General features: G+C 71.8%; 15 protein-coding genes. 4 read left to right on the top strand and 11 right to left on the bottom strand.

Annotated elements, in window-relative coordinates; all coding sequences use genetic code 11:
• Nucleotides 1-52 precede the first annotated feature (52 nt).
• Entirely contained in the window at nt 53-1675 is a 1623-nt protein-coding gene (locus ABZ876_RS20160) for an FUSC family protein (RefSeq protein WP_361782702.1), read from the top strand.
• 16 nt (nt 1676-1691) lie between these two features.
• Here ABZ876_RS20160 and ABZ876_RS20155 read toward each other — a convergent pair whose 3' ends face one another.
• Complete coding sequence (locus tag ABZ876_RS20155) at nt 1692-4004, bottom strand: FdhF/YdeP family oxidoreductase (protein WP_361782610.1); 2313 nt, start codon at nt 4002-4004, stop codon at nt 1692-1694.
• A gap of 36 nt (nt 4005-4040) precedes the next feature.
• Nucleotides 4041-4559, bottom strand: coding sequence for an SRPBCC family protein (locus ABZ876_RS20150; RefSeq protein WP_361782607.1), 519 nt, complete (start codon nt 4557-4559; stop codon nt 4041-4043).
• 167 nt (nt 4560-4726) lie between these two features.
• Between ABZ876_RS20150 and ABZ876_RS20145 the strand changes: the two genes are divergently transcribed.
• The gene (locus tag ABZ876_RS20145) at nt 4727-5392 is read left to right on the top strand and encodes a hypothetical protein (RefSeq protein ID WP_361782604.1); all 666 of its coding nucleotides are present in this window, start codon (nt 4727-4729) and stop codon (nt 5390-5392) included.
• A gap of 194 nt (nt 5393-5586) precedes the next feature.
• Here ABZ876_RS20145 and ABZ876_RS20140 read toward each other — a convergent pair whose 3' ends face one another.
• Complete coding sequence (locus tag ABZ876_RS20140) at nt 5587-7329, bottom strand: pyruvate dehydrogenase (RefSeq protein WP_361782601.1); 1743 nt, start codon at nt 7327-7329, stop codon at nt 5587-5589.
• 54 nt (nt 7330-7383) lie between these two features.
• Entirely contained in the window at nt 7384-9339 is a 1956-nt protein-coding gene (locus ABZ876_RS20135) for a protein phosphatase 2C domain-containing protein (RefSeq protein ID WP_361782599.1), read from the bottom strand.
• Between the two features lie 354 nt (nt 9340-9693).
• Between ABZ876_RS20135 and ABZ876_RS20130 the strand changes: the two genes are divergently transcribed.
• On the top strand, nt 9694-10674 hold the full coding sequence (locus tag ABZ876_RS20130; protein WP_361782596.1) for a helix-turn-helix transcriptional regulator: 981 nt from the start codon (nt 9694-9696) through the stop codon (nt 10672-10674).
• A 72-nt stretch (nt 10675-10746) separates the two neighbouring features.
• On the opposite strand, the gene ABZ876_RS20125 is transcribed toward ABZ876_RS20130, so the two are convergent.
• Nucleotides 10747-11979, bottom strand: a complete 1233-nt coding sequence (locus ABZ876_RS20125) for an SGNH/GDSL hydrolase family protein (RefSeq protein ID WP_361782593.1) — start codon at nt 11977-11979, stop codon at nt 10747-10749.
• Nucleotides 11980-12234: 255 nt separating this feature from the next.
• Entirely contained in the window at nt 12235-13323 is a 1089-nt protein-coding gene (gene rsgA, locus ABZ876_RS20120) for a ribosome small subunit-dependent GTPase A (protein WP_361782590.1), read from the bottom strand.
• 454 nt (nt 13324-13777) lie between these two features.
• Between rsgA and ABZ876_RS20115 the strand changes: the two genes are divergently transcribed.
• The gene (locus ABZ876_RS20115) at nt 13778-14098 is read left to right on the top strand and encodes a hypothetical protein (RefSeq protein ID WP_361782587.1); all 321 of its coding nucleotides are present in this window, start codon (nt 13778-13780) and stop codon (nt 14096-14098) included.
• 92 nt (nt 14099-14190) lie between these two features.
• Here ABZ876_RS20115 and ABZ876_RS20110 read toward each other — a convergent pair whose 3' ends face one another.
• From ABZ876_RS20110 to ABZ876_RS20090, 5 genes are all read right to left on the bottom strand, one after another.
• Nucleotides 14191-15015 carry an RICIN domain-containing protein gene (locus ABZ876_RS20110; protein WP_361782584.1) on the bottom strand — a complete coding sequence of 275 codons (825 nt, stop codon included), beginning with the start codon at nt 15013-15015 and terminating at the stop codon, nt 14191-14193.
• A 65-nt stretch (nt 15016-15080) separates the two neighbouring features.
• The gene (locus ABZ876_RS20105) at nt 15081-15521 is read right to left on the bottom strand and encodes a hypothetical protein (protein WP_361782581.1); all 441 of its coding nucleotides are present in this window, start codon (nt 15519-15521) and stop codon (nt 15081-15083) included.
• Nucleotides 15522-15723: 202 nt separating this feature from the next.
• Entirely contained in the window at nt 15724-17226 is a 1503-nt protein-coding gene (locus ABZ876_RS20100; RefSeq protein ID WP_361782578.1) for a cellulose binding domain-containing protein, read from the bottom strand.
• A gap of 426 nt (nt 17227-17652) precedes the next feature.
• On the bottom strand, nt 17653-19017 hold the full coding sequence (locus tag ABZ876_RS20095) for a radical SAM protein (protein ID WP_361782575.1): 1365 nt from the start codon (nt 19015-19017) through the stop codon (nt 17653-17655).
• Nucleotides 19018-19075: 58 nt separating this feature from the next.
• Entirely contained in the window at nt 19076-19756 is a 681-nt protein-coding gene (locus ABZ876_RS20090; RefSeq protein ID WP_361782572.1) for a pyridoxamine 5'-phosphate oxidase family protein, read from the bottom strand.
• Nucleotides 19757-19902 lie beyond the last annotated feature (146 nt).

Here is a 19902-nt window from a genome sequence, read left to right as displayed (position 1 = left end):
CCTGCACGAGGTGGACGGAGCGCTTCTCTTCGCCCTCCGTGCGGCCCTGACCATGGTGGTGGTGGCGCTGCCGATCGTGCTGGCCGGGCGGCCCGATCTGGCCGTCTACGCCGTGCTGGGCGCCTTCACCACCACGTTCGGGCGCAATCTTCCCTACCGTCGCCGCGCGCGCGTTCTCGCGCTGGTGGGGCTGGCCATGACGGCGTGTGTGGGCTGTGGTGCGGCTCTCGCGGCATCGGTCCATCCGCGAGCCGGAGGAGCCGGCGCCATGGCGGTGGTGGCGGCTACGGCCCTGGTTGCCGGGTTGGCCAAGTTCGCGTGTGATGCGACGGGGCTGGGCGGGCTGGGCGCGGTTCTGCTGCTCTTCTCCTTCGCCGTGGCAGCGAACGCCTCGACCGCTGCGACCGCCGTGCTCCCGCAGACCGGACTGGCCGCGGCGGCATCGGCCGTGGCCTGGGCGCTGGCTGTGGGAGGCCGGCTCGTGCACCCGGACCGTCCTCAGCGCCTCGCCGTCGCCGGCGCCCTGCGCGCCCTGGCGGAGTTGTTGGAAGCGGTCGGCTCCGGGAAGCCGGCCGGCCGGCTCCGTCATCGGGCGACGGTGGCCGTGCTGGAGGCGTACCGGTCCCTGGGGCTCACACTGCCGACGCATCCGCGGGAAGGCGGCCGGAACGGGACCTGTGTGCGCCTGGCCGACATGTCCTGGTCGCTGCTGATCGGGTCCGCGCGCCGGTCGACCGACGACCTCACCGCCACGGCGCAGGCCCTGCGCCGGCAGACTCTTCTCCTCGGGGACCGGCGCCGTCGGCCACCGCCCTTGGTGCCCGGGTTGCCGCCCCCGGCTTCGGCCGCTCGGGAGGGCGCGGTCCGCTCCGTGCCGGGGACGGCCGCGGCGCAGGCCGATCCCGCCGCGCGCCGTGCCTCCGAACTCATGGCCGGGCACCGCCTCGGCGGCCCCGGGCATCTCTCGGTCCGGGTCGTTCCCGCGCTGCGGATGGTCCTGGGCACGGGGGTGGCGGGCGGGCTGGCCGTCTGGCTGGGGCTGGGGCACGGCTACTGGGCGGCGATCTCGGCCGCCGCCGTGCTGCACTCGGTCAACATCCGCACGACGGCACAGCGTGCCGTCCAGCGGACGCTGGGCACGGTCATCGGACTGCTGCTGGCACTCGGGGTGCTCGCCGCACACCCCGATCCCGTGGCCCTCACCCTGGTGATCGCGCTCCTGGAGTTTCTGCTGGAATACCTCGTGGCCCGCAACTACGCCCTGGGCGTCGTCTTCCTCACGCCGTTGGCCCTGCTGCTGAGCGACTTGGCCGCCCCTGTCTCCGCCGGGGAGCTCGTCCAGGACCGAGGGCTGGCCAGCCTTCTGGGGATCGGGGTGGGGCTGGTCTGTGCGCTGGTGGTGGTCCATGACCGTGCCGCGGTGCGGGTGCAGCGCGCACTGGCCGCCTGCACGGACGCGGCCGAGCGCGCCGAGCAGGCGCTGGCCGCCCCTTCAGGGCCACCGCACCCGAACGTCCCGACGGCTCTGGCCATGGCGGTGGTGGAGTTGCGCGAGGCCGACGACGCCGCGGCAGGTGAGTTGTGGTCCGCGGAAATCGATCCCGCCGGACTCGCCGCCGCCGAGCAAGGGGCCTACCTCCTTCTGGAGCGGCTCCACCATCGCCGGTGGGACTGATCCCCTGACAGACCGGTCACCGCGGGGATGCGCCCGGCCGGACAGGTGCAGGCTCCAGTCGGACGACGATCCCCTTCGACGTCGGCTGGTTGCTGATCTCGGCCACGCTGTCCAGCGGCACCAGGACCTGGGTCTCCGGGTAGTACGCCGCGGCGGAGCCGCGTGCGGTCGGATAGGGGACCACCTCGAAGTCTTCGGCCCGGCGCTCGGCGCCGTCCGTCCACACGCTGACCAGATCGACGTGCTCTCCTTCCGCGAGGCCGAGTTCTGCCAGGTCCGCGGGGTTTACGAGCACCACCCGGCGGCTTCCGTGGATGCCCCGGTAGCGGTCGTCGAGCGTGTAGGGGATGGTGTTCCACTGGTCGTGCGAGCGCAGGGTCTGCAGCAGCAGGTGCCCCTCGGGCGCGTGCGGCATCTCCCAGGCGTTGCAGGTGAACAGTGCCTTGCCGACCGCGGTCGGGAAGACGCCCTCGTTCACCGGGTTCGGCAGCCTGATACCGCCGGGACGCGCCACCCGTCGGTTGAAGTCGTGCAGTCCCGGCACGACGCGGGAGATCCGGTCACGGATCGCCCCGTAGTCGGCCTCGAACCCGTGCCACGGGATGTCCGCCCTGCCGTTGAGGGTGCGGCGGGCGAGCCGGCACAGGATGGCGACCTCACTGAGCAGGAGCTTGGAGGCCGGCTTCAGGCGTCCTCGGGAGGTGTGCACCTCGCTCATCGAGTTCTCCACGGTGACGAACTGCTCCCCGCCGGCCTGGACGTCCCGTTCCGTGCGGCCCAGGGTCGGCAGGATGAGTGCGGTCCGGCCGCAGACGGTGTGGGACCTGTTGAGCTTGGTGGAGATGTGGGCGGTCAGGCGGCACTTGCGCATCGCTTCCTCGGTGACCGCGCTGTCCGGGGCCGCCCGGACGAAGTTGCCGGCGAGAGCGAGGAAGAACTTGATGCGGCCTTCCCGCATGGCCCTGATCGAGTTCACCGTGTCCAGCCCGTGGGCGCGCGGCGGATCGAAACCGAACTCCTGCCGCAACGCGTCGAGGAACGAGTCCGGCATCTGTTCCCAGACGCCCATGGTGCGGTCGCCCTGCACATTGCTGTGCCCGCGTACCGGGCAGGCCCCGGCTCCCGCCTTGCCGACGTTCCCGCGCAGCAGCAGGAAGTTCACGATCTCCCGAATGGTGGGCACGCCGTGCTTGTGCTGGGTCACCCCCATAGCCCAGCAGGCGATGACACGTTCGCTGCGCAACACGTCGTCCCTGACCTTCTCGATCTCCTTGAGGGTCAGCCCCGTGGCGCTGAGAATGTCCTTCCACTCGACGGTGCGGGCGTGCCGGGCGAACTCCTCGAAGCCGCTGGTGTGGGTGCGGATGAAGTCATGGTCCAGTACGCTGCCGGGCCGGGCGTCCTCGGCCTCCAGCAAGAGCCGGTTCAGCCCCTGGAACAGCGCCAGATCCCCGCCGGGTCGGATGTGCAGGAACCGATCGGCGATCTGCACGCCCCGTCCGAGCACCCCCCGGACCTTCTGCGGGTTCTTGAAGCGCAGCAGCCCGGCTTCCGGCAGCGGATTGACCGCGATGATGCGCGCGCCGTTCAGCTTGGCCTGTTCCAGCGCGGAGAGCTGCCGCGGATGGTTGGTGCCGGGATTCTGCCCCACCAGGAAGATCAGGTCGGCGTGGTGCATGTCGTGGAGGCTGACCGTGCCCTTGCCGGTGCCCAGCGTCTCGTGCAGGGCGAACCCGCTGGACTCATGGCACATGTTGCTGCAGTCGGGCAGGTTGTTGGTGCCGTATGCCCTGGCGAAGAGCTGCAGGACGAAGGCGGCCTCGTTGCTGGCCCTGCCCGAGGTGTAGAAGACCGCCTCGTCGGGGGAGTCGAGTGACGTCAGCTCCTCGGAGAGCACTCCCAGGGCGTCGGCCCAGCTGATCGGCTCGTAGTGGTCCGAGCCCGCCCACTTGACCATCGGTTCGGTGAGCCGCCCTTGATGGTTCAACCACATGTCGGATCGCCGGCCGAGTTCGGACACCGTGTACCTGCGGAAGAAGTCGGCGGTGATACGGCGCGTCGTCGCCTCGTCGTTGATGTGCTTGGCGCCGTTCTCGCAGTACTCGTTGCGATGCCGGTGCCCCGGAGAGGGATCCGCCCACGCGCAGCCGGGACAGTCGATGCCGTCCACCTGGTTCATGGTCAGCAGCGTCACACCGGTTCGCCACGGGGACGTCTGCTCCAGGGAATACTCCAGCGCGTGCGCGACGGCAGGCACTCCCGTGGCCCACTTCTTGGACGGTGTCACCGTGAGCGGATCTTCCGGCTCTTCGCCGGCGGGCTTCTGCATCAGGTTGCCTCTCGCTTGCCGGGTCGGGCACGAGAATCAGCCGACGGGCCAGCTGGCCACCCGGCTCCTCGGCGGGTCCGGTTCGGCCGGCAGCACGTGTCCGTTGCGGATGCTTCCCCGCCAGGCCCCGCCCTCCTCCCCCAGCCCCTCGATGAACTCCTTGAAGTGCCCGAGTTCCCACCGCACGACACGGCCGACCATCTTGGAGACATCGGGGAAGACGCTCGCGGGTCCGCGCGGCTCGACCTGCATCCGCACGGTGACCGCTGTGCCGCCCGCCGCGGTGGGGCGGAAGGACACCTCGCCCCGGTGGGAGGGGCGACGCTCCAGACTGCGCCAGACCAGGCCGGCGTCCGGTGTCTGCTCCACGATCTCGGCCTCGAACTCACGGCGCACCGGTCCCCAGCCGATGACCCAAGTGGTCACTGCGGGCCTGACCTGCTCGACCCGCTTCACCACGGACATGAACCGCGGGAAGCTCTTGAACTGAGTCCACTGGTTGTACGCCGTGCGTACCGGTACCGCGACCTGGATCATTTCTTCGACGGTATTCATGGCCCACCACATCTTCAGGCGCCGCTGCCCCCAGTGTCATCGCCCGACCGGCAGGCCGCCACACGGACATCGTTCCAGGATCGAGCGCCGGCCTTTCCCGAGCGACCGGCGCCCGGGAACAAATACCCTGGAAAAGAAGAGCACCTCATGGCGTGCGGGGAGGCCCCGTGCACGAGAAACCGCTGAGCAAAATCGTCGACGAGCTCTTGCGTCTGCGCCGCGACGCGTCACGCACCTCTCAAGACCGGTCGGCGCCTTCCTCTTTCGAGTTGGATCCCGCGCTGGTCGGCAGGTTTGTCGCGGGCACGCTGGATTCCCAGGGCGAGGCCGCGCTCGCCGACCAGGTCGCGCGGCTGCTGCCGTTCCACTGGGTCCTGTCCAACAAGCCCACCGAGGCGATGACACAGGTCATCGACCACCTTGGTGGTCAGGGCGAGCTGATGACCTGGCTGGACCGGCACCCGGGGCTGCCACGGCTGGTGGCACGGCTGTACGTCCTGATGGGACTCCTCGACCGATACAGCGGGAATCCCGCGGTTGTCACGGCCCTGCGGGAATCCCGGGAGCGGACACCCTATCCACCGGGCCTCGAGGATTTCCTGGTACCGGAAACCGACGACGAGACCCTCGGCAGCCTCGCCTTCAAGATCGAGGAACTGCTCGGCGACGGCCGGAGAGAAGAGGCCACCGCGCTTGCGCTGGCCACTGCGGACTGGCTCCGCCGTGTCGCGCCGCGCGCCGGGGAACTCGATCCCGAGGTCGGTGACATGGGTGAGCTGATGGACCATATGCACCGGGACATCCAGGGCGCGGCGGGGCCGGGCACGGTCTAGAAGTTCACCCCGTCCTGCTCCCCTTGCGGATCACGCCTTGACGCACCCTGCTTCTCCTTGTCGATCCTGTCGATGACAGGCGCACCCCCGTATGGGCACGCTGCGCCGCCACGTCGGTCAGCAGGCGAAGCGCGGGAGCCCGGTTGACGTGATCGCGAGCATGACACGCAGGTGACTGCCGTCAAATGACAGGCTCAGGGACGGGGCACGTTGCGGAGGTTGGAGCGGGCCATCTGGAGCATGCGCCCGACGCCGCCGTCCAGCACGATCTTCGATGCGGAGAGCGCGAACCCCGTCACCATCTCCCGGCTGATCCTGGGCGGGATCGAAAGGGCGTTCGGGTCGGTGACGACGTCCACCAGCGCGGGCCCCTTGTGCCGCAACGCTTCTTTCAGGGCGCCCGCGAGCTGTTTGGGCTTCTCGACCCGGGCGCCGTACGCCCCGCACGCCTCGGCCACGGCCGCGAAGTCGGGGTTCTTGGCGCTGGTGCCGTACGCCGGGAGTCCGGCGACCATCATCTCCAGCTCCACCATGCCCAGCGAGGAGTTGTTGAAGAGCACCACCTTCACCGGCAGGTCGTACTGCACGAGGGTCAGGAAGTCGCCCATCAGCATGGAGAACCCGCCGTCACCGGACATCGACACGACCTGCCGCCGACGGTCGGTGAACTGCGCCCCGATCGCCATCGGCAGCGCGTTCGCCATCGAGCCGTGGGAGAACGAGCCGATGATACGGCGGCGGCCGTTGGGGGAGATGTACCGCGCGGCCCAGACGTTGCACATCCCGGTGTCGACGGTGAAGACCGCGTCGTCGGCGGCGATCTCGTCGAGGACGGAGGCCACGTACTCGGGGTGGATCGGGATGTGCTTGTCGACCCTGCGGGTGTACGCCTTCACCACTCCCTCGAGCGCGTCCGCGTGCTTCTTCAGCATCCTGTCCAGGAAGCGCCGGTCCTTCTTCTCCTTCACCCGCGGGATGAGACAGCGCAGGGTCTCCTTCACATCGCCCCACACCGCGAGGTCCAGCCTGGAGCGGCGGCCCAGGTTCTCCGGTCGCACATCGATCTGGGCGATCGTCACGTCGTCCGGCAGGAAGGCGTTGTACGGGAAGTCGGTGCCCACCAGGATCAGCAGGTCGCACTCGTGGGTGGCCTCGTATGCGGCGCCGTAGCCGAGCAGGCCGCTCATCCCGACGTCGTACGGGTTGTCGTACTGGATCCACTCCTTGCCCCGCAGGGCGTGTCCCACCGGGGCCTTGATCTTCCCGGCGAACTCCATGACCTCGGCGTGCGCACCCCGCGTGCCGCTGCCGCAGAAGAGGGTGACCTTCTCCGCCTCGTCGATCATCGCCGCCAGCCGGTCGATCTCCGCGTCGCCGGGACGGACGGTGGGCCGTGAGGTGACGAGGGCGGTCTGGGCCGCCCGCTCGGGCGCGGGCTCGTCGGCGATGTCGCCGGGGAGCGAGACGACGCTGACGCCGCTGCGGCCGACCGCGTTCTGGATGGCCGTCTGCAACAGGCGGGGCATCTGCTTCGGGTTGGAGATCAGCTCGCTGTAGTGGCTGCACTCGCTGAACAGACGGTCCGGGTGGGTCTCCTGGAAGTAGCCGAGACCGATCTCGCTGGACGGGATGTGGGAGGCGAGGGCGAGGACCGGGGCCATGGAGCGGTGGGCGTCGTACAGACCGTTGATGAGATGCAGATTGCCGGGGCCGCAGGAGCCCGCACAGGCGGTCAGCTTGCCGGTGATCTGCGCCTCGGCGCCCGCCGCGAAGGCTGCGGTCTCCTCGTGCCGCACATGGACCCAGTCGAGGGCGGAGTTGCGGCGGACGGCGTCCACGATCGGATTGAGGCTGTCGCCGACCACCCCGTACAGGCGTTTGACTCCAGCCCGGGCGAGGATGTCGACGAACTGGTCGGCGACGTTCTGCTTGGCCATGGATCCATGCACCCCTTCGGTCTCCTTGGATCCATCAACCCACAGCGCCCGCGATCACGCCTCCCAGACCGCGGCCGCCGTACGGTCGTCGGCGTAGCCCTTCACCCTCACCCGGATGTCCGCGAGGAACGCGGTGAGGGTCGGCGGTCCGCCCGTCGACCAGCGAACCGTCAGATGCTCGGCGAGCTGCGGTTCGCCGCGCAGCGGGTCCGCCAGGCCACTGGTGCACAGCAGGAGCGTGTCGCCCGGGCGGGCGATGGAGGCACGGAAGCGGAAGGGGTCCCTTGGCGGTTCCGGTGCCGGTTCAAAGGGGCTCGGGGGTGTCGTGATGCCGAGGTCCATGGTGAGGCGGTCGCCCTCGGGGGTCTCGGACGGCAGCGAGCCGAACCCGACCACCGGCTCGCCCGCCGTCTCGGCGGCACGGGGCTCGATGTCCTGCCATTCCCCGCCGCGCAGCCGGAACAGGCCGCCCTCGCCGACACCGAAGAACACCCGTGTGCGGCAGGCCGGGTCGGCGGGCAGCAGCAGACAGCGCAGGGTGGCGGTGTGCTCGTCGGGGTCGACGCCCTGTTCGGCGGCGCTCGCGCGGAGCTTGCCGAGGCTGCGGTCGGTGAGCCGTTGCAGGCCCGACTTGAGGTCGCCGCGCCGGCCGGCCCGGATGTCCTCGCCGAGAGGGACGTGGCTGCGGCCGACGGCCCGTCCGATCCACTGGCACAGCTGGGCGGCGGCCCGGTGTGCCCCGGGGGTGCCCCGGGCGCCGGTCGCCATGGCGACGAGGACGAGGGCCTGGTCGCCGGTGCCGAAGCGGGCCGTGAGCAGGCAGTCCCGGCGTGGCTCGCCCCTGAAGCGCGCCGAGTCACCCCGCACGGAGGTCGCGCGCAGCGTCAGGGCTCCGTAGCGCGCCCCGTCCAGCACGGTGTCGGGCACCAGATCGTCCAGGGCGTCCGGGTCGGCGAGCGGGAGGGCGGTGGGCTCGGCGTCGTAGGTGGGCGGGCCGGAGCCGACGTAGTCGACCGGGGCCGGCGTGCGGGGGACGGCGCCCTCCGCGGGCGGACGGGCAGGGGACGGGGCTTCGCCGGGCGGCGGGGGTGCTGCTACGGGAGCGGGTCCGGGCGGGACGGCGTCGGTGGGGACGGCCGGCGGACGGCCGGGAGGTGGCGGTACGGCGGGCGGGGGCGGTACGTGGGCCGGGGAGCGGCCGGGGGGCGGCGGCGCATCGGCCGGGGAGCGGCCGGGGGGCTGCGCCGCATCGACCGGGGAGCGGCCGGGGGGCGGCGGTACGGGGGCGTGAGGGCGGTCCGGGAGCGGAACCGCGGCGGGCGACGGCTGCGTCGGGGTTCCCGCCAGGGGGGCCGCCGCGCGGAACTCCGGGGCGCTGGATCCGAGCGGGAAGGTCACCGGCCCCTGCGGACGGGCGGAGGGGGGGTCCCACGGCAGAGGCCCAGGACGCTGCCCGGCGGACCGCCGGGCCTCCGCGGGCCCGAACGGGTCGCCGGCCTCCCCGGCCCCGGGCGGAGCAGCCGCGTCCCCCGAGCCGGGCCGAGCGGCGCCTTTCCCGGGCGCTGGTGGGGCAGCGTTCGGTGGGTCGGTGTTTGGTGGATCGATGTTCGGTGGATCGGTGTTCGGTAGGTCGGTGTTCGGCGGGGAGGCGGTGGTGCGGCCGGAACCGGATACCCCGGACGGCACGGGCCCGTCATCACGCGGCGCGTCCTCCGCGCCGGTCCCCCCGGCCGCCTCCGCGGGCGCGGCGGTGGGGGCCCTCCAGGGTGCGGGGGCGGTCTGCCGCCCCGGTCCGCGCTGTTCCGGGAGAGCCGGTGACGGCTCGGTCGGTTGCGGTGGCTCGGCCCGGTCCCCGGGGGTTCCCCGGCCGACCGCGCCCGCCGCGGAGGCGAAACGGTCGTCCAGGCTGTCGGCCGCGGGGGCCGGTCCCGTGTCTCCGGTGGCGTCGTCGTACAACTGCCCCCACCAGTCGTCCTCGTGGCCGGTGGCCCTCTCCCCCTGCTGGCTCATGCCCCCGATTGTCCACCGTACGGGGCGTATGAAAACGGGGCATCGGGAAAATCCTGCCGAACCACCGGCTTCCTGACGGCGTGTCGGACGTCGCCTCGAACGGCGATGCGAAACCGGCCGAGGGGGGCGTCGCCCCCGGTCCGGGGGCCGAGCATGACCCGTCTTCCCGGGGTTCCGTCGTCACCCGCCGGACCGTCGTACGAGACGACCGGCGGCGAGTGCCGCTCCGGTGGCGCCACCTTGGCAGAGAGAGCAGCAGTACGGCGATGATGTTCCCAGGCGGGTTTGCGCCGTGGCCGCTTTCCGCCACGCACCGCACCGCGGGACCTTGTCTCAGGGGAGGGACGACGGCTGATGCTGGCAGCGATAGGGCTCGACGAGACCCACGAGTCCGCGTACCGGGCACTGGTGTCGGTGGGCGCCGCAGACGTGCCCGATCTGGCACGGAGGCTGGTTCTCGGCGAGCGGGACACCGAGCGTCTCCTGCGCCGACTGGAGGGGCACGGTCTCGCGGCCCGGTCCTCCGCCCGGCCCGGTCGCTGGGTGGCTGCGCCGCCCGGAGTGGCGCTGGGCGCGCTGCTCATCCAGCAGCGGCACGAGCTGGAGCAGGCCGAGTTGGCGGCCGCGCTGCTGGCCGACGAGTACCGGGCGGCGGCCTCCGAGCCCGCGGTCCACGATCTGGTCGAGGTGGTGACCGGCGCGGCCGCGGTCGCTCAGCGCTTCCTGCAGCTCCGGCTCGGCGCGACCGAGGAGGTGTGCGCCCTTGTCACCAAAACCCCGGTCGCCGTGACGGGGACGGAGAACGACGCGGAGGAACAGGCCTCCGCCCCCGGTGTCCGCTACCGGGTGGTCGTCGAGCGGACGGTGCTCGACCAGCCCGACGGCATCAACGAGCTGACCGCCGCGCTGAGCCGTGACGAGCAGGTGCGGGTCGCCGACTCGGTGCCGACCAGACTGGTGGTCGCCGACCGGGCGCTGGCCATGGTTCCGCTCACCGCGCCCACGGCGGAGCCTGCCGCGCTGGTGGTCCACGCGAGCGGTCTGCTGGAGCTGCTGTCCGGTCTGTTCGAGTCGGTGTGGCGGGACGCGCTGCCGCTGCGCCTCGGCGCCTCCGGCGCCACCGAGCAGGCACCGGACGGGCCCGACAGCACCGACCTGGAGGTCCTGTCGCTGCTGCTCGCCGGGCTCACCGACGCGAGCGTCGCCAAGCAGCTCGACCTGGGTCTGCGCACCGTACAGCGCCGGGTGAAGCGGCTGATGGAGCTGACCGGGGTGACGACACGGCTTCAACTCGGCTGGCACGCCTACGAACGGGGCTGGGTCGCACGGCACTGACCGACGCCGGAACTCACGCCTGTGCCGAACGGGGCGGCTCCCCGTCGGGGGCACCGCCCATCCGAGTGCCTGTCACCGGCTCAGCAGGGCCGGATCGATCGCGTCGGCCAGCGCCTTCATGCCCAGGTCGTTGAAGTGGAGGTGGTCACCCGGGTCGTAGGCCGGACGGATGCGATCGGGGCGACCGGGGTCGCGGACGGCCCTGTCGAAGTCCACTACGCCGTCGAAGAGCCCGCCGCGGATGAGGGCGTTGATCTCGTGGCGGAGGCCCTCGCGCGCCGGCGTCCAGCTTCCGTGGCCGCCGAAAGGCGTGAGGGTGGCGCCGACGACACGGATGCCGTGGGCATGGGCGCGGGCCACGATCCGGCGGTACGCGCGGACCAAGGCGCCCGGATCGGTCTCGGGCGGGGTGCCCTTGAGGTCGTTGACGCCCTCCAGGACGACCAGGGTGCGCACTCCGGTGCGGGAGAAGACGTCCGCGTCGAGACGGCTCAGTGCGCTCGGGCCGACCCCGTCGCGCAGCAGGCGGTTGCCGGAGATCCCCGCGTTCAGAACGCCGGGCCGCCGCTCGGCGGACAGTCCGCGCAGCCGCCGGGACAGCAGGTCGGGCCAGCGGTGGTTGGTGCCGTACGAGGATCCGTTGCCGTCGGTCAGGGAGTCGCCGAGCGCGACGACGCTGTCCGGGGCGGCCGGACGCAGCACGTCGACGCCGGTCACGTAGTACCAGTGGGACATCCTGCCCGTGTACGCGGTGGCGCCGGGGTCGGCCGCATGGTTGCCGCTCCTGGCGAGGAAGCCGGTCTGGAGAGAGGTGCGGTGATAGGTCGCCGGGCCGCAGTCGGCGGAGGTGTGCACGGTGACAAGGAGGTTGGCGTCCGCCGGTACCGCGAGGGGGACGGCGTCGGTGACCCGGTCCTCTCCCGGCGGGACGGTCACGGAGGTGGCGCCGGCGAAGGTGGCGGTGCGCAGGGAGCCCGGCACCGCCTCGGGACCGGCGGGGCCGTGCGCCCGCTGCAACGCGACGGTCACGGCGTCGAGGCGGAGGGGGGAGGTGCCGAGACGGTTGGAGAGACGGATCCGGGCGACTGTGCCGCCGACGCTGATGTGTACGACGTTGCGGATCGAGGTGCCGGGAAGGGCGGGGGCCGTGCCGGAGGCGGCGGCCTCCCAGGTGCCGGTCCATTGCGGTGCCGTCTCCGCCCGGCCGACGGCGCCCGGGAAGGTGGCCGCGGTCGACAGGACGGTGAGCAGGAGAACGGCGAGGCAGTGGCGCCGGGTCCCGGTCAGTCGACGCAGGTGGATCATACGGACACGCCCTCTCCGCACCGGTGGCCCCGGGCACGGGGCCGGGAAGCGCTCGATGTCTTCCCGGGACACGTCGGCGGGGTAACACAACGTCACCCGTTCGGAGTCGGTCCGGTCACCCGGCCGCCGGACGGCTTTCACCCCCGGCCGTTCCCACCCCTCCGGGCTCCGGGCCCCGAACAAGAGCCTGGATCCGGTTGAAGGGCGCCCTCCGGCCGGGTCCGGGGGCGGGGCCCCGAGCCCGGCCGGAGGCCTCTAGCGCAGGCGCCCCCGCTTGGCGTCCATCGCCGCCTTCCCCTCGGCCCCCTTCCGTTTCCACTCACGTCGCAGCTCGGTCCGCAGCCGGGCATCCGTCTTGGCGACGATCCGCTGGTTCTCCCGCAGCAGCTTGCGGTAGCTGTCCAGCCGTCGCTCGGGCAGTTCCCCGGCATCGAGCGCCGCACGCACCGCGCATCCGGGTTCCGTGCCGTGCGCGCAGTCGTGGAAACGGCACTCCGCGGCCAGTTCCTCGATCTCGGAGAACACCTGGCCCACACCGGTGCCGGCGTCCCAGAGCCCGACCCCGCGCAGCCCGGGGGTGTCGATGACGACTCCCCCGCCCGGCAGGAGGAGCAGATTGCGCGTGGTGGTGGTGTGGCGGCCCTTGCCGTCGATGTCCCGGGTGGCCTGGACGGCCATGACGTCCTCGCCGAGCAGCGCGTTGGCGAGGGTCGACTTCCCGGCGCCGGACTGCCCCAGCAGTACGGCCGTGCCGCCGGACAGGACGGCGGAAAGGACGTCGAGTCCCTCGCCCAGCCGTGCGCTGACCGGCAGCACCGGCACCCCGGGCGCGGACGTCTCCACGTCCTCGACGAGGTACGAGAGGGTCATCGCGTCCGGCACCAGGTCGGCCTTGGTGAGCACCACGACCGGCTGCGCCCCGGACTCCCAGGCCAGTGCGAGGAAGCGTTCGATCCGGGCGAGGTCCAGCTCCGCGGCGAGCGAGACGGCGATGACCGCGTGGTCGACGTTGGCCGCGAGGATCTGCCCCTCGGACCGCTTGGAGGAGGTGGAGCGCACGAAGGCGCTGCGGCGCGGCAGATACATCCGTACGTAACGGGGGATGCCCGCGGGGTCGACGGCGACCCAGTCGCCGGTGCACACGACCCGGAGGGGGTCGTGCGGGGTGACGAAGGCGGTGTCCGCGCGGAGCACCCCGTCGGCGGTGGCCACGTCGCACTGGCCGCGGTCGACACGGACGACACGGCCGGGCAGGAGCCCCTGTTCGGCGTACGGCGCGAACTCGGACTCCCAGCCGGTGTCCCAGCCGTACTTGGCGAGAGGGTGCGAGGAAGCCGAAGTCACCGGAAGAGAAGAGAGGTTCAAGGGAAACCCTTCACAAGGGCGGCCCCGGCTCCGCGCAGGTGCGCGCTGTGAAAGGTCAGCCGGAGGCCACGGAGGTGGAGTGGATGATCTTCTGGTTGCGGGCAGCGCCCATCACAGAGACAGCCATCGGTCACACCTCCCATTCCTCACCTGGTCGACAGCGGCCACCAACGGCCGCCGTACGAAGCAGTCCTCACCCTAGAGCGGCACACACCCGAGTGCCACCGGTTTATGCTCCTGCGCCCAATCGGCCTTGCGCCCTGGCGTCCGCCGGTCGATAGCCCTTCGGCTGCTGTGGCCCGCGGGCGGTGTCGTACCGGGCACGGAATTGCGGCATGCCTCTCGGCACGATGGCACTGTTCTTCTTGGCCGGGGGCCATGCCGCGGGCGGCTCCTGGTCGCGTGCGCGGGCGGCTGGGGGTACGGCCGCCGGGTGGCCGGGGCGGCGGGCGCTGCGGCTGCTGCTTCCGGGGGGCGTCTACAGCGGTTCGGTGATCTCAAGGCCGCCCACCGCCTGATCAACCAGGCCGGAGGCGGACTCACCGGCGGCTTCGCGGTCCTGGCCCGGTCCGCCTCCACCTTCGACCAGGCGGCCCGCACTGCCGGTCTCACGCCCAGCGGCTGGCTGGACGCCGTCCTCATCGGCACGGCGTACGGCCCGAAGGCGTCGGCCGCTTTGGACCGGTGGCCGCCCGCCGGCCGAGCCCGCTGCCGCCGGCCCGTCGTCCTGGTCGAAAACCGCAAGGCACCGTGATCGCGGATGCCGCCGAACAGCAGCGCAAGGGGCAGGTCGGCTCCGAGGAGGACTCGGCCGAGTACGCCGACCTGGGACGACTGGACGACCCCTCAGTTCTTCCACAACTGCCGGCGCTCGTCGCTGTTGCAGGTGGCCACCATCACCTGGTTGCCGCCGCCGTACGCCGGGGAGGCGATCTCCAGGCAGTGCCCCGTCTCGGTGTTTTTCAGGGTCTGGCCCGCCGCGGTGGGGCTTCCCATACGCCAGTGCTGGTAGCCAGTGCCTCCGACGCCGCCGCAGGCTTCCAGCCCGGCCGCGTAGTTGTTGTTGTAGGGCGCCGACAGGCAGTTTCCGCTCGCGCGGTTGACCAGCTCGAAGGTGCTGCCGCCAAAGGAGCGCAACGTCCATGCGTAGGCATCGCTGGAAGTGCAGGTCCCGTAGCCGGGGTAGACGGAACCGTCGCCGGACACGCACTGGCCGGTGGAGACGTTCCGGAGGCGCGACACGGACCCCGGAGAGAGTCTGGTTGCCGCCGGCTCCCCGGACGGGGGCGGTTCGGCCTCGGGGGTGACCGCCGCGCTGGTCTGCGCCGGCTGAGCCACGGCCGCCGCGGAGCCGGACACGCGCGCAACCGAGGCCGAGGCCGAGGCCGACGGGGAGCCGGTGGCGGAGGGCGGCCCGGAAGGCGGCGGCGCCACCGAGGACGACGGCACCGAAGAGGATCGCCCCCGGCCCGGCGGGGATGAGTCCGGCACGAGAGTGATGGCCGTGATCGTCCCGCCCGCCACGAGGACGGGCACGACCAGCAGGCGCATGCGGCGTGCACGCTGCTTGCGGATGTAGGTGACGTGGCCGGCGTGACCGACCGCCACTCCCCCGTGGGAGGCGGTGATGCGCGAGGCCCGGCTGCCGCCGAGGGCGCCGAAGCCGGCCATGTGGAGCAGTCTTCCGACGAATGCGCTGCGGCTGCGGCGCTGTGGACCTGACGAGCCGGGGGTGGTCAGTCCTGGGCCGCCCCCGGCCTCGGAGGGTCCAAGCGCACGTCCCCGTTGACCACACCGGCGACAACCGATCCTTGTGCGGCCTTCATGATCACGTCGCCGGTGGCAGCGAACCCACCGGTACCGGCCGAGGCACCGGAGCCGCGAGCGTGCTGCCGGACATGCTCGACCAGGGAATGCAGCGCCCTGACGGCCTCGTCCCTTTCGGGTTCCGGCAGATCCTGGAGCAGGTCCGTGAAACGCGTCTCCCAGGACAGGGACTGCGCGACGCGTACCCGTTCCAGCGCTCCCTGCGCCTCTTCCTCGGATGCCCGTGCGAGATCGGCGGCGGTCTGGTCGAGGCGCTGCAATACCGCCTCTTCCCGTTGCCCGTCTCGCCCCAGGAGCCGGGCCACTGTTGTTCTGGTCCCGATCCAGGCATCGGTGCCGGCCGCGGTCACGACCGCCGTTCCCCCCGAAGCGGCAAGCCCGACCAAGATTTCCGGCAACATCCAGCTCCCCTACGACCAGTTGAGTGACGGACCTTCAGCCACGCCATTCAACACGCCTCGTCGGGTGAAGGAGTAACGAATCCGACAACGACCCCAAGAGACTGCGCGGCGGTCGGCCCGAGCTGAGGGCCGCTGTTGGCTGCCGGGTGGCTCAGCCGGTCGCGGCGCACCTGGCGCCGTTCACCGTGAAGGCGCGCGGTTCGGCGTTGCCGCCGTGCCAGGACCCGATGAACCCCACGGCGAAGGTGCCGTTCGCGGCGACCTTCTTGTTGTAGTCGGCTGCCTTCACGGTGACCTCGGAGCCGTCCTGGGTGAAGGTGCCGTCCCACAACCGGGTGATGCGCTGGCCGTCCTCGAAGGTCCAGCGGATGTTCCAGTCGTCGAGCGCCCGGGCCGAGGTGACCGTGACCGTGGCCTGGAAGCCGTCCGACCACTCGTCGACGACGCGGTACCTGACCCGGCAGGTCGACGGTGCCCGCGAGGCGGGGGCCGACGCCGTGGACGGGTCGGCCACCGGGCTCGTCGACCTGCCCTGTGGTTCGGTGTCGGCGTCACCGCTCCTGGTCGTACCGGCCGTGCCGGTCCTGCCGGCCGGACCCGAGCTCGGCGGCAGGCTGGTCCGGGGATGGCCCGGGGTCGTGCCGAGGGGCGGCAAGGACGGCGTCGCGACGGCGATCGCCCCGTCCGCGGCGTCGCCGTTCGCGCTCCTCTGCTCGCCCGAGTCGCCGAGCTGCATCAACGAGACCGTCAGCGCCAGCACGGACACGATCACGGCCGCGGCCAGGATCCCGGCCCGTCCGATCCGGGGCCGTGCCACGGTGCCCACCGCGATGCCCCGGTCCGTTCCCGCGTCCGCGCGGCCGCCGCTCAGTCCCGCCTCCGCGGCCCGGCGCCGTCGCTCCAGATAGGCGAGCCCTCCCCAGCCGATCACTCCGCTCGCCAGCGCGGCGGGCGTGCCACCGTCGTGCAGCCGCAGACAGGCCGCGGCCTCCGCGCACTCGACACACGTCGCGAGGTGCCGCGAGACGTCCTCCGGTGCCTCCGCGCCCGGAGAGCGGGTGACCGCGTCCAGGAGCCGGGCGTAACTGCGGCAGTCGGCGCCCATCGGCGTATCGAGATGATTGCGCTGGCAACGGTCCCGGAACAGCGCGCGCACCTGCACCAGTTCCTGCGCGGCGGCGGCCCGGTCCAGGCCGAGCCGCCCGGCCACGTCGGGCAGGGACAGCCCCTCCACTTCCGCCAGCCACAGCAGCGCCGCGTCCGGCTCCTGCATGTCCTTCAGTCCGCGCAGGGCCAGCGGGCGCTGGAGGGGCGGGCCGGTGTACCGAGCGGCCTTCTCGGAGTTCAGCCACAGCCTCAGGTCCGGGTCGAGCCGGTGCCCCTTGCCCTCGGCCTCCCAGGCCGCCGCGGTGGTGCGGACCGCGGTGAGCAGCAGCGGGATCCGGGGCAGCCGCAGGGTGCGCCGACCGGTGGTCCTCTCCTGGGACTCGGCCTCGCGTGCCTCGTGGATGCCGCGGCCGAACGCCTCGGTGGCCAGCTGCCAGCCGGCCCCGGAACCCGAGGTGCACAGATCGGCATACGACAGGACGGCGTCCCAGCACTCCGAGAACAGCGCCGCCTCGGCGGCGTCCTGGGGGGTCGGCAGGTCGGGCATGGAGGGCTCCTGCATCAACTGCTTCCACAAGCAAAGCCAAACACACCCTGAATACAAGGGAGTTGGAGGCCATCTCACGACAGGCCCAGAGCCTGTCACGCTCCCCACACAACTGACAAGCGCCGTATTCAATTGCCGTCGGCAGTGCGGTGGGGCGCCGCTGTGTCGGGTTGTACGGACAGGGCCCCGCCGCGACTCAGCGCACGGGGCCCCGTGATGCCTTCGTTACGCGGCGAAAGCGCCTACGGCGCAGCCCGATCAGGGCTCCCCCCGCGGTCGGGCCGGACCATGCGGCTTCGGGCGGCTGGATTGGGCTGTCCTGCAAGAGCGACGACGCCCAGGAGTTTTCCTGCTTCGTCCGTCCGTCCGTCCGTCCGGCCGGCCGGCCGGCCGCTGCCGGGCCGGGTTCCGGACTCGATACGCGCCCTACGCGCGGGAGGGCTCCTCCGCCTGCGCCTCCGCCTCCGCCTCCGCCTCCGCCTCCGCCGGAAGGCTGTCCATGAAGGAGCTGACGGAGAACACCGCCCGACCGGGTCCGGGCGGGCCGTAGCCGGGCGGCGAGGAGAGCCCGAAGTCGTCCATCGTGGCGCGGTAGGCCTCCAGCAGGCGGATGTGGTACTCCAGCGGCGCGCCCTGCGGGTTGGCCTTGCCGAGCGGGGTCGTCGGCTCGGGGCACCAGGTGGTGAAGCGGGGCGTGATGCCGTGCGACATGAAGAAGCGCAGGCCCTCGGTGGTGGAGGCGATCGCCTCGTCGACCGTGGTGAAACCGAAGGGCTCGGCCATCTCGACGCCCGCCACGAAGTTGGGGATCACATTGCGCGCGCCGAGGACGTCTGCGGAGTCCAGGATCCGCCGGTGCCACTCGTCCCGGCCGACGTACCGCTCCTTGCCCGGGCAGTAGAGCTCGAACAGGCGCCGGTCCCACACCTCGAAGTTGGGGTGGTAGATCTGCACGCCGTAGTCCTTGAAGCGCTGTACGTCGGCCTTCGGCAGCGCCTGGGCGACGACCTTGCCGATCCAGCGGCCCGGGAAGCGCTCCTCGATGGCCCTGGCGTAGTGCCCGTAGAAGTCGGCCTCGTCCCGGCCCGCGACCTTGGAGGTGATCGCGCCGCCGGTCAGGGTGTAGGCGGTGGACGCCTTCTGGGTGTCGTACCTGTCGATGATCTCCAGCGCCTCGAGGACCTCCTCGACGTCCTTCACGCCGGTGTACGGCCGGCCGGCCGCCTTGTGCTGGCGCCAGTTGTGGTTGATGTCGCAGTACTGGCACTCCTCCTTGGCGCCGAAGTACTGGCACACGCGGAAGACGGTGAGGTAGATCAGGTAGCCCCACTGGATGGTGGGGGCCACCTCCATCACGGACTTCCCGTTGGAGAGGGTGTGCCGGTAGTACTCGGGCATGGGCGGCACACCGACGTCCGCGATCCGCCGCCCGTCGAGGTAGAGCCCGAGCAGCCCCTCCTCATCGGCGGCCACCCGGTAGGGCGAGGCCGGGTTGACCCGTACGGAGACGACGGTCCTCCGCAGGTCGTAGGGGCCGCCGGTGAGGATGATCTCCTCGGGCGGACGCCGCAGCGCCGCCTCCCCCAGCTCGGGCAGGGTGCCGTGGTCGAAGGAGAAGATGAAGTACGACTTCGGCTTGACCTCGCCGGCCGCCTCGTTGGCGGTGTCGCTGAGCGCGGACGCGTCGAAGGCCACACCCCCGCGGAGCAGATCCTCTTTGAAGACGGCTTCCCGCGGTACGTGCGGGAATCGCTCCATCAGATCCTCGACCAGTGCGGTGCGGCTGCCCATCCCGTGTCTCCTCCCGGCTCAGGCGTTCGACTCCTCACGGTATGCCCCCGCCTGCGCGTCAGCCGTGCCGGGTCCCCTCGCGCCGCGCGATGTGCTCCGGTACGGCGATGTCCGGGGGCAGCCGGGGGTCCGGCACGGGCGCGCCCCATGCGGAGGTGAGCGGCAGCACACCGGCCCACAGGCCCAGCTCCGCGTCGGGCCCGTCGCCGTCGTCGGGGGCGCCGGTGCGGATCTTGACGGAGGCCTCTTCGAGGGACAGGGCGAGCAGGGCGGTGGCGGCCAGCTCCTTGCGGTTGGGCCGCCGGGCGTACGACCACTGCCCCGGGGTCGCGTGCTCGGTGAGCAGGCGCAGTCCGGCCAGTTTCTCTCCGGCGTCGGTGACCCGGCGGGGTACGCCGTGGATCACGGCGCTGCGGTAGTTCACTCCGTGCTCGAAGACGGACCGCGCGAGGACCAGGCCGTCGACGTGCGTGACGGTCACGCAGACGGGGCTGCCGCCCTCGAGGCTGCGGCTGGCGACCGAGCCGTGGACGTAGAGCTGCCGCTCGTCCCGGCCGTACACCGTGGGCACGACCAGCGGCCTTCCGTCGACGACCACGCCGAGGTGGCACACGAACCCCGCGTCCAGGATCGCGTCGAGATCGGCCCGCCGGAGGCTGCCCTGGTCGCGCAGGCGGCGGTGCCTGGTCAGATCGGTCCGGGGAAGGGTGTCGGGGAGCGGCGAAGGCTGCTGCGTCATGACCAGCGAGGCTACCGATAATAGGTTTCCCGGTGGATGAGCGGTCACGGGATGCGCGGTTGCCGGATGCGGGATGCGCGGATGCGGGATGCGCGGATGCGGGATGCGCGGTTGTGGCGGTTGTCGGTGCGTGGTTCGCGATGCCA

The sequence above is a fragment of the Streptomyces sp. NPDC046931 genome, assembly GCF_040644655.1.
Taxonomy (GTDB): domain Bacteria; phylum Actinomycetota; class Actinomycetes; order Streptomycetales; family Streptomycetaceae; genus Streptomyces.
Note: the sequence above shows the minus strand (reverse complement) of the source record. Positions and strands in the feature narration are given on the sequence as shown.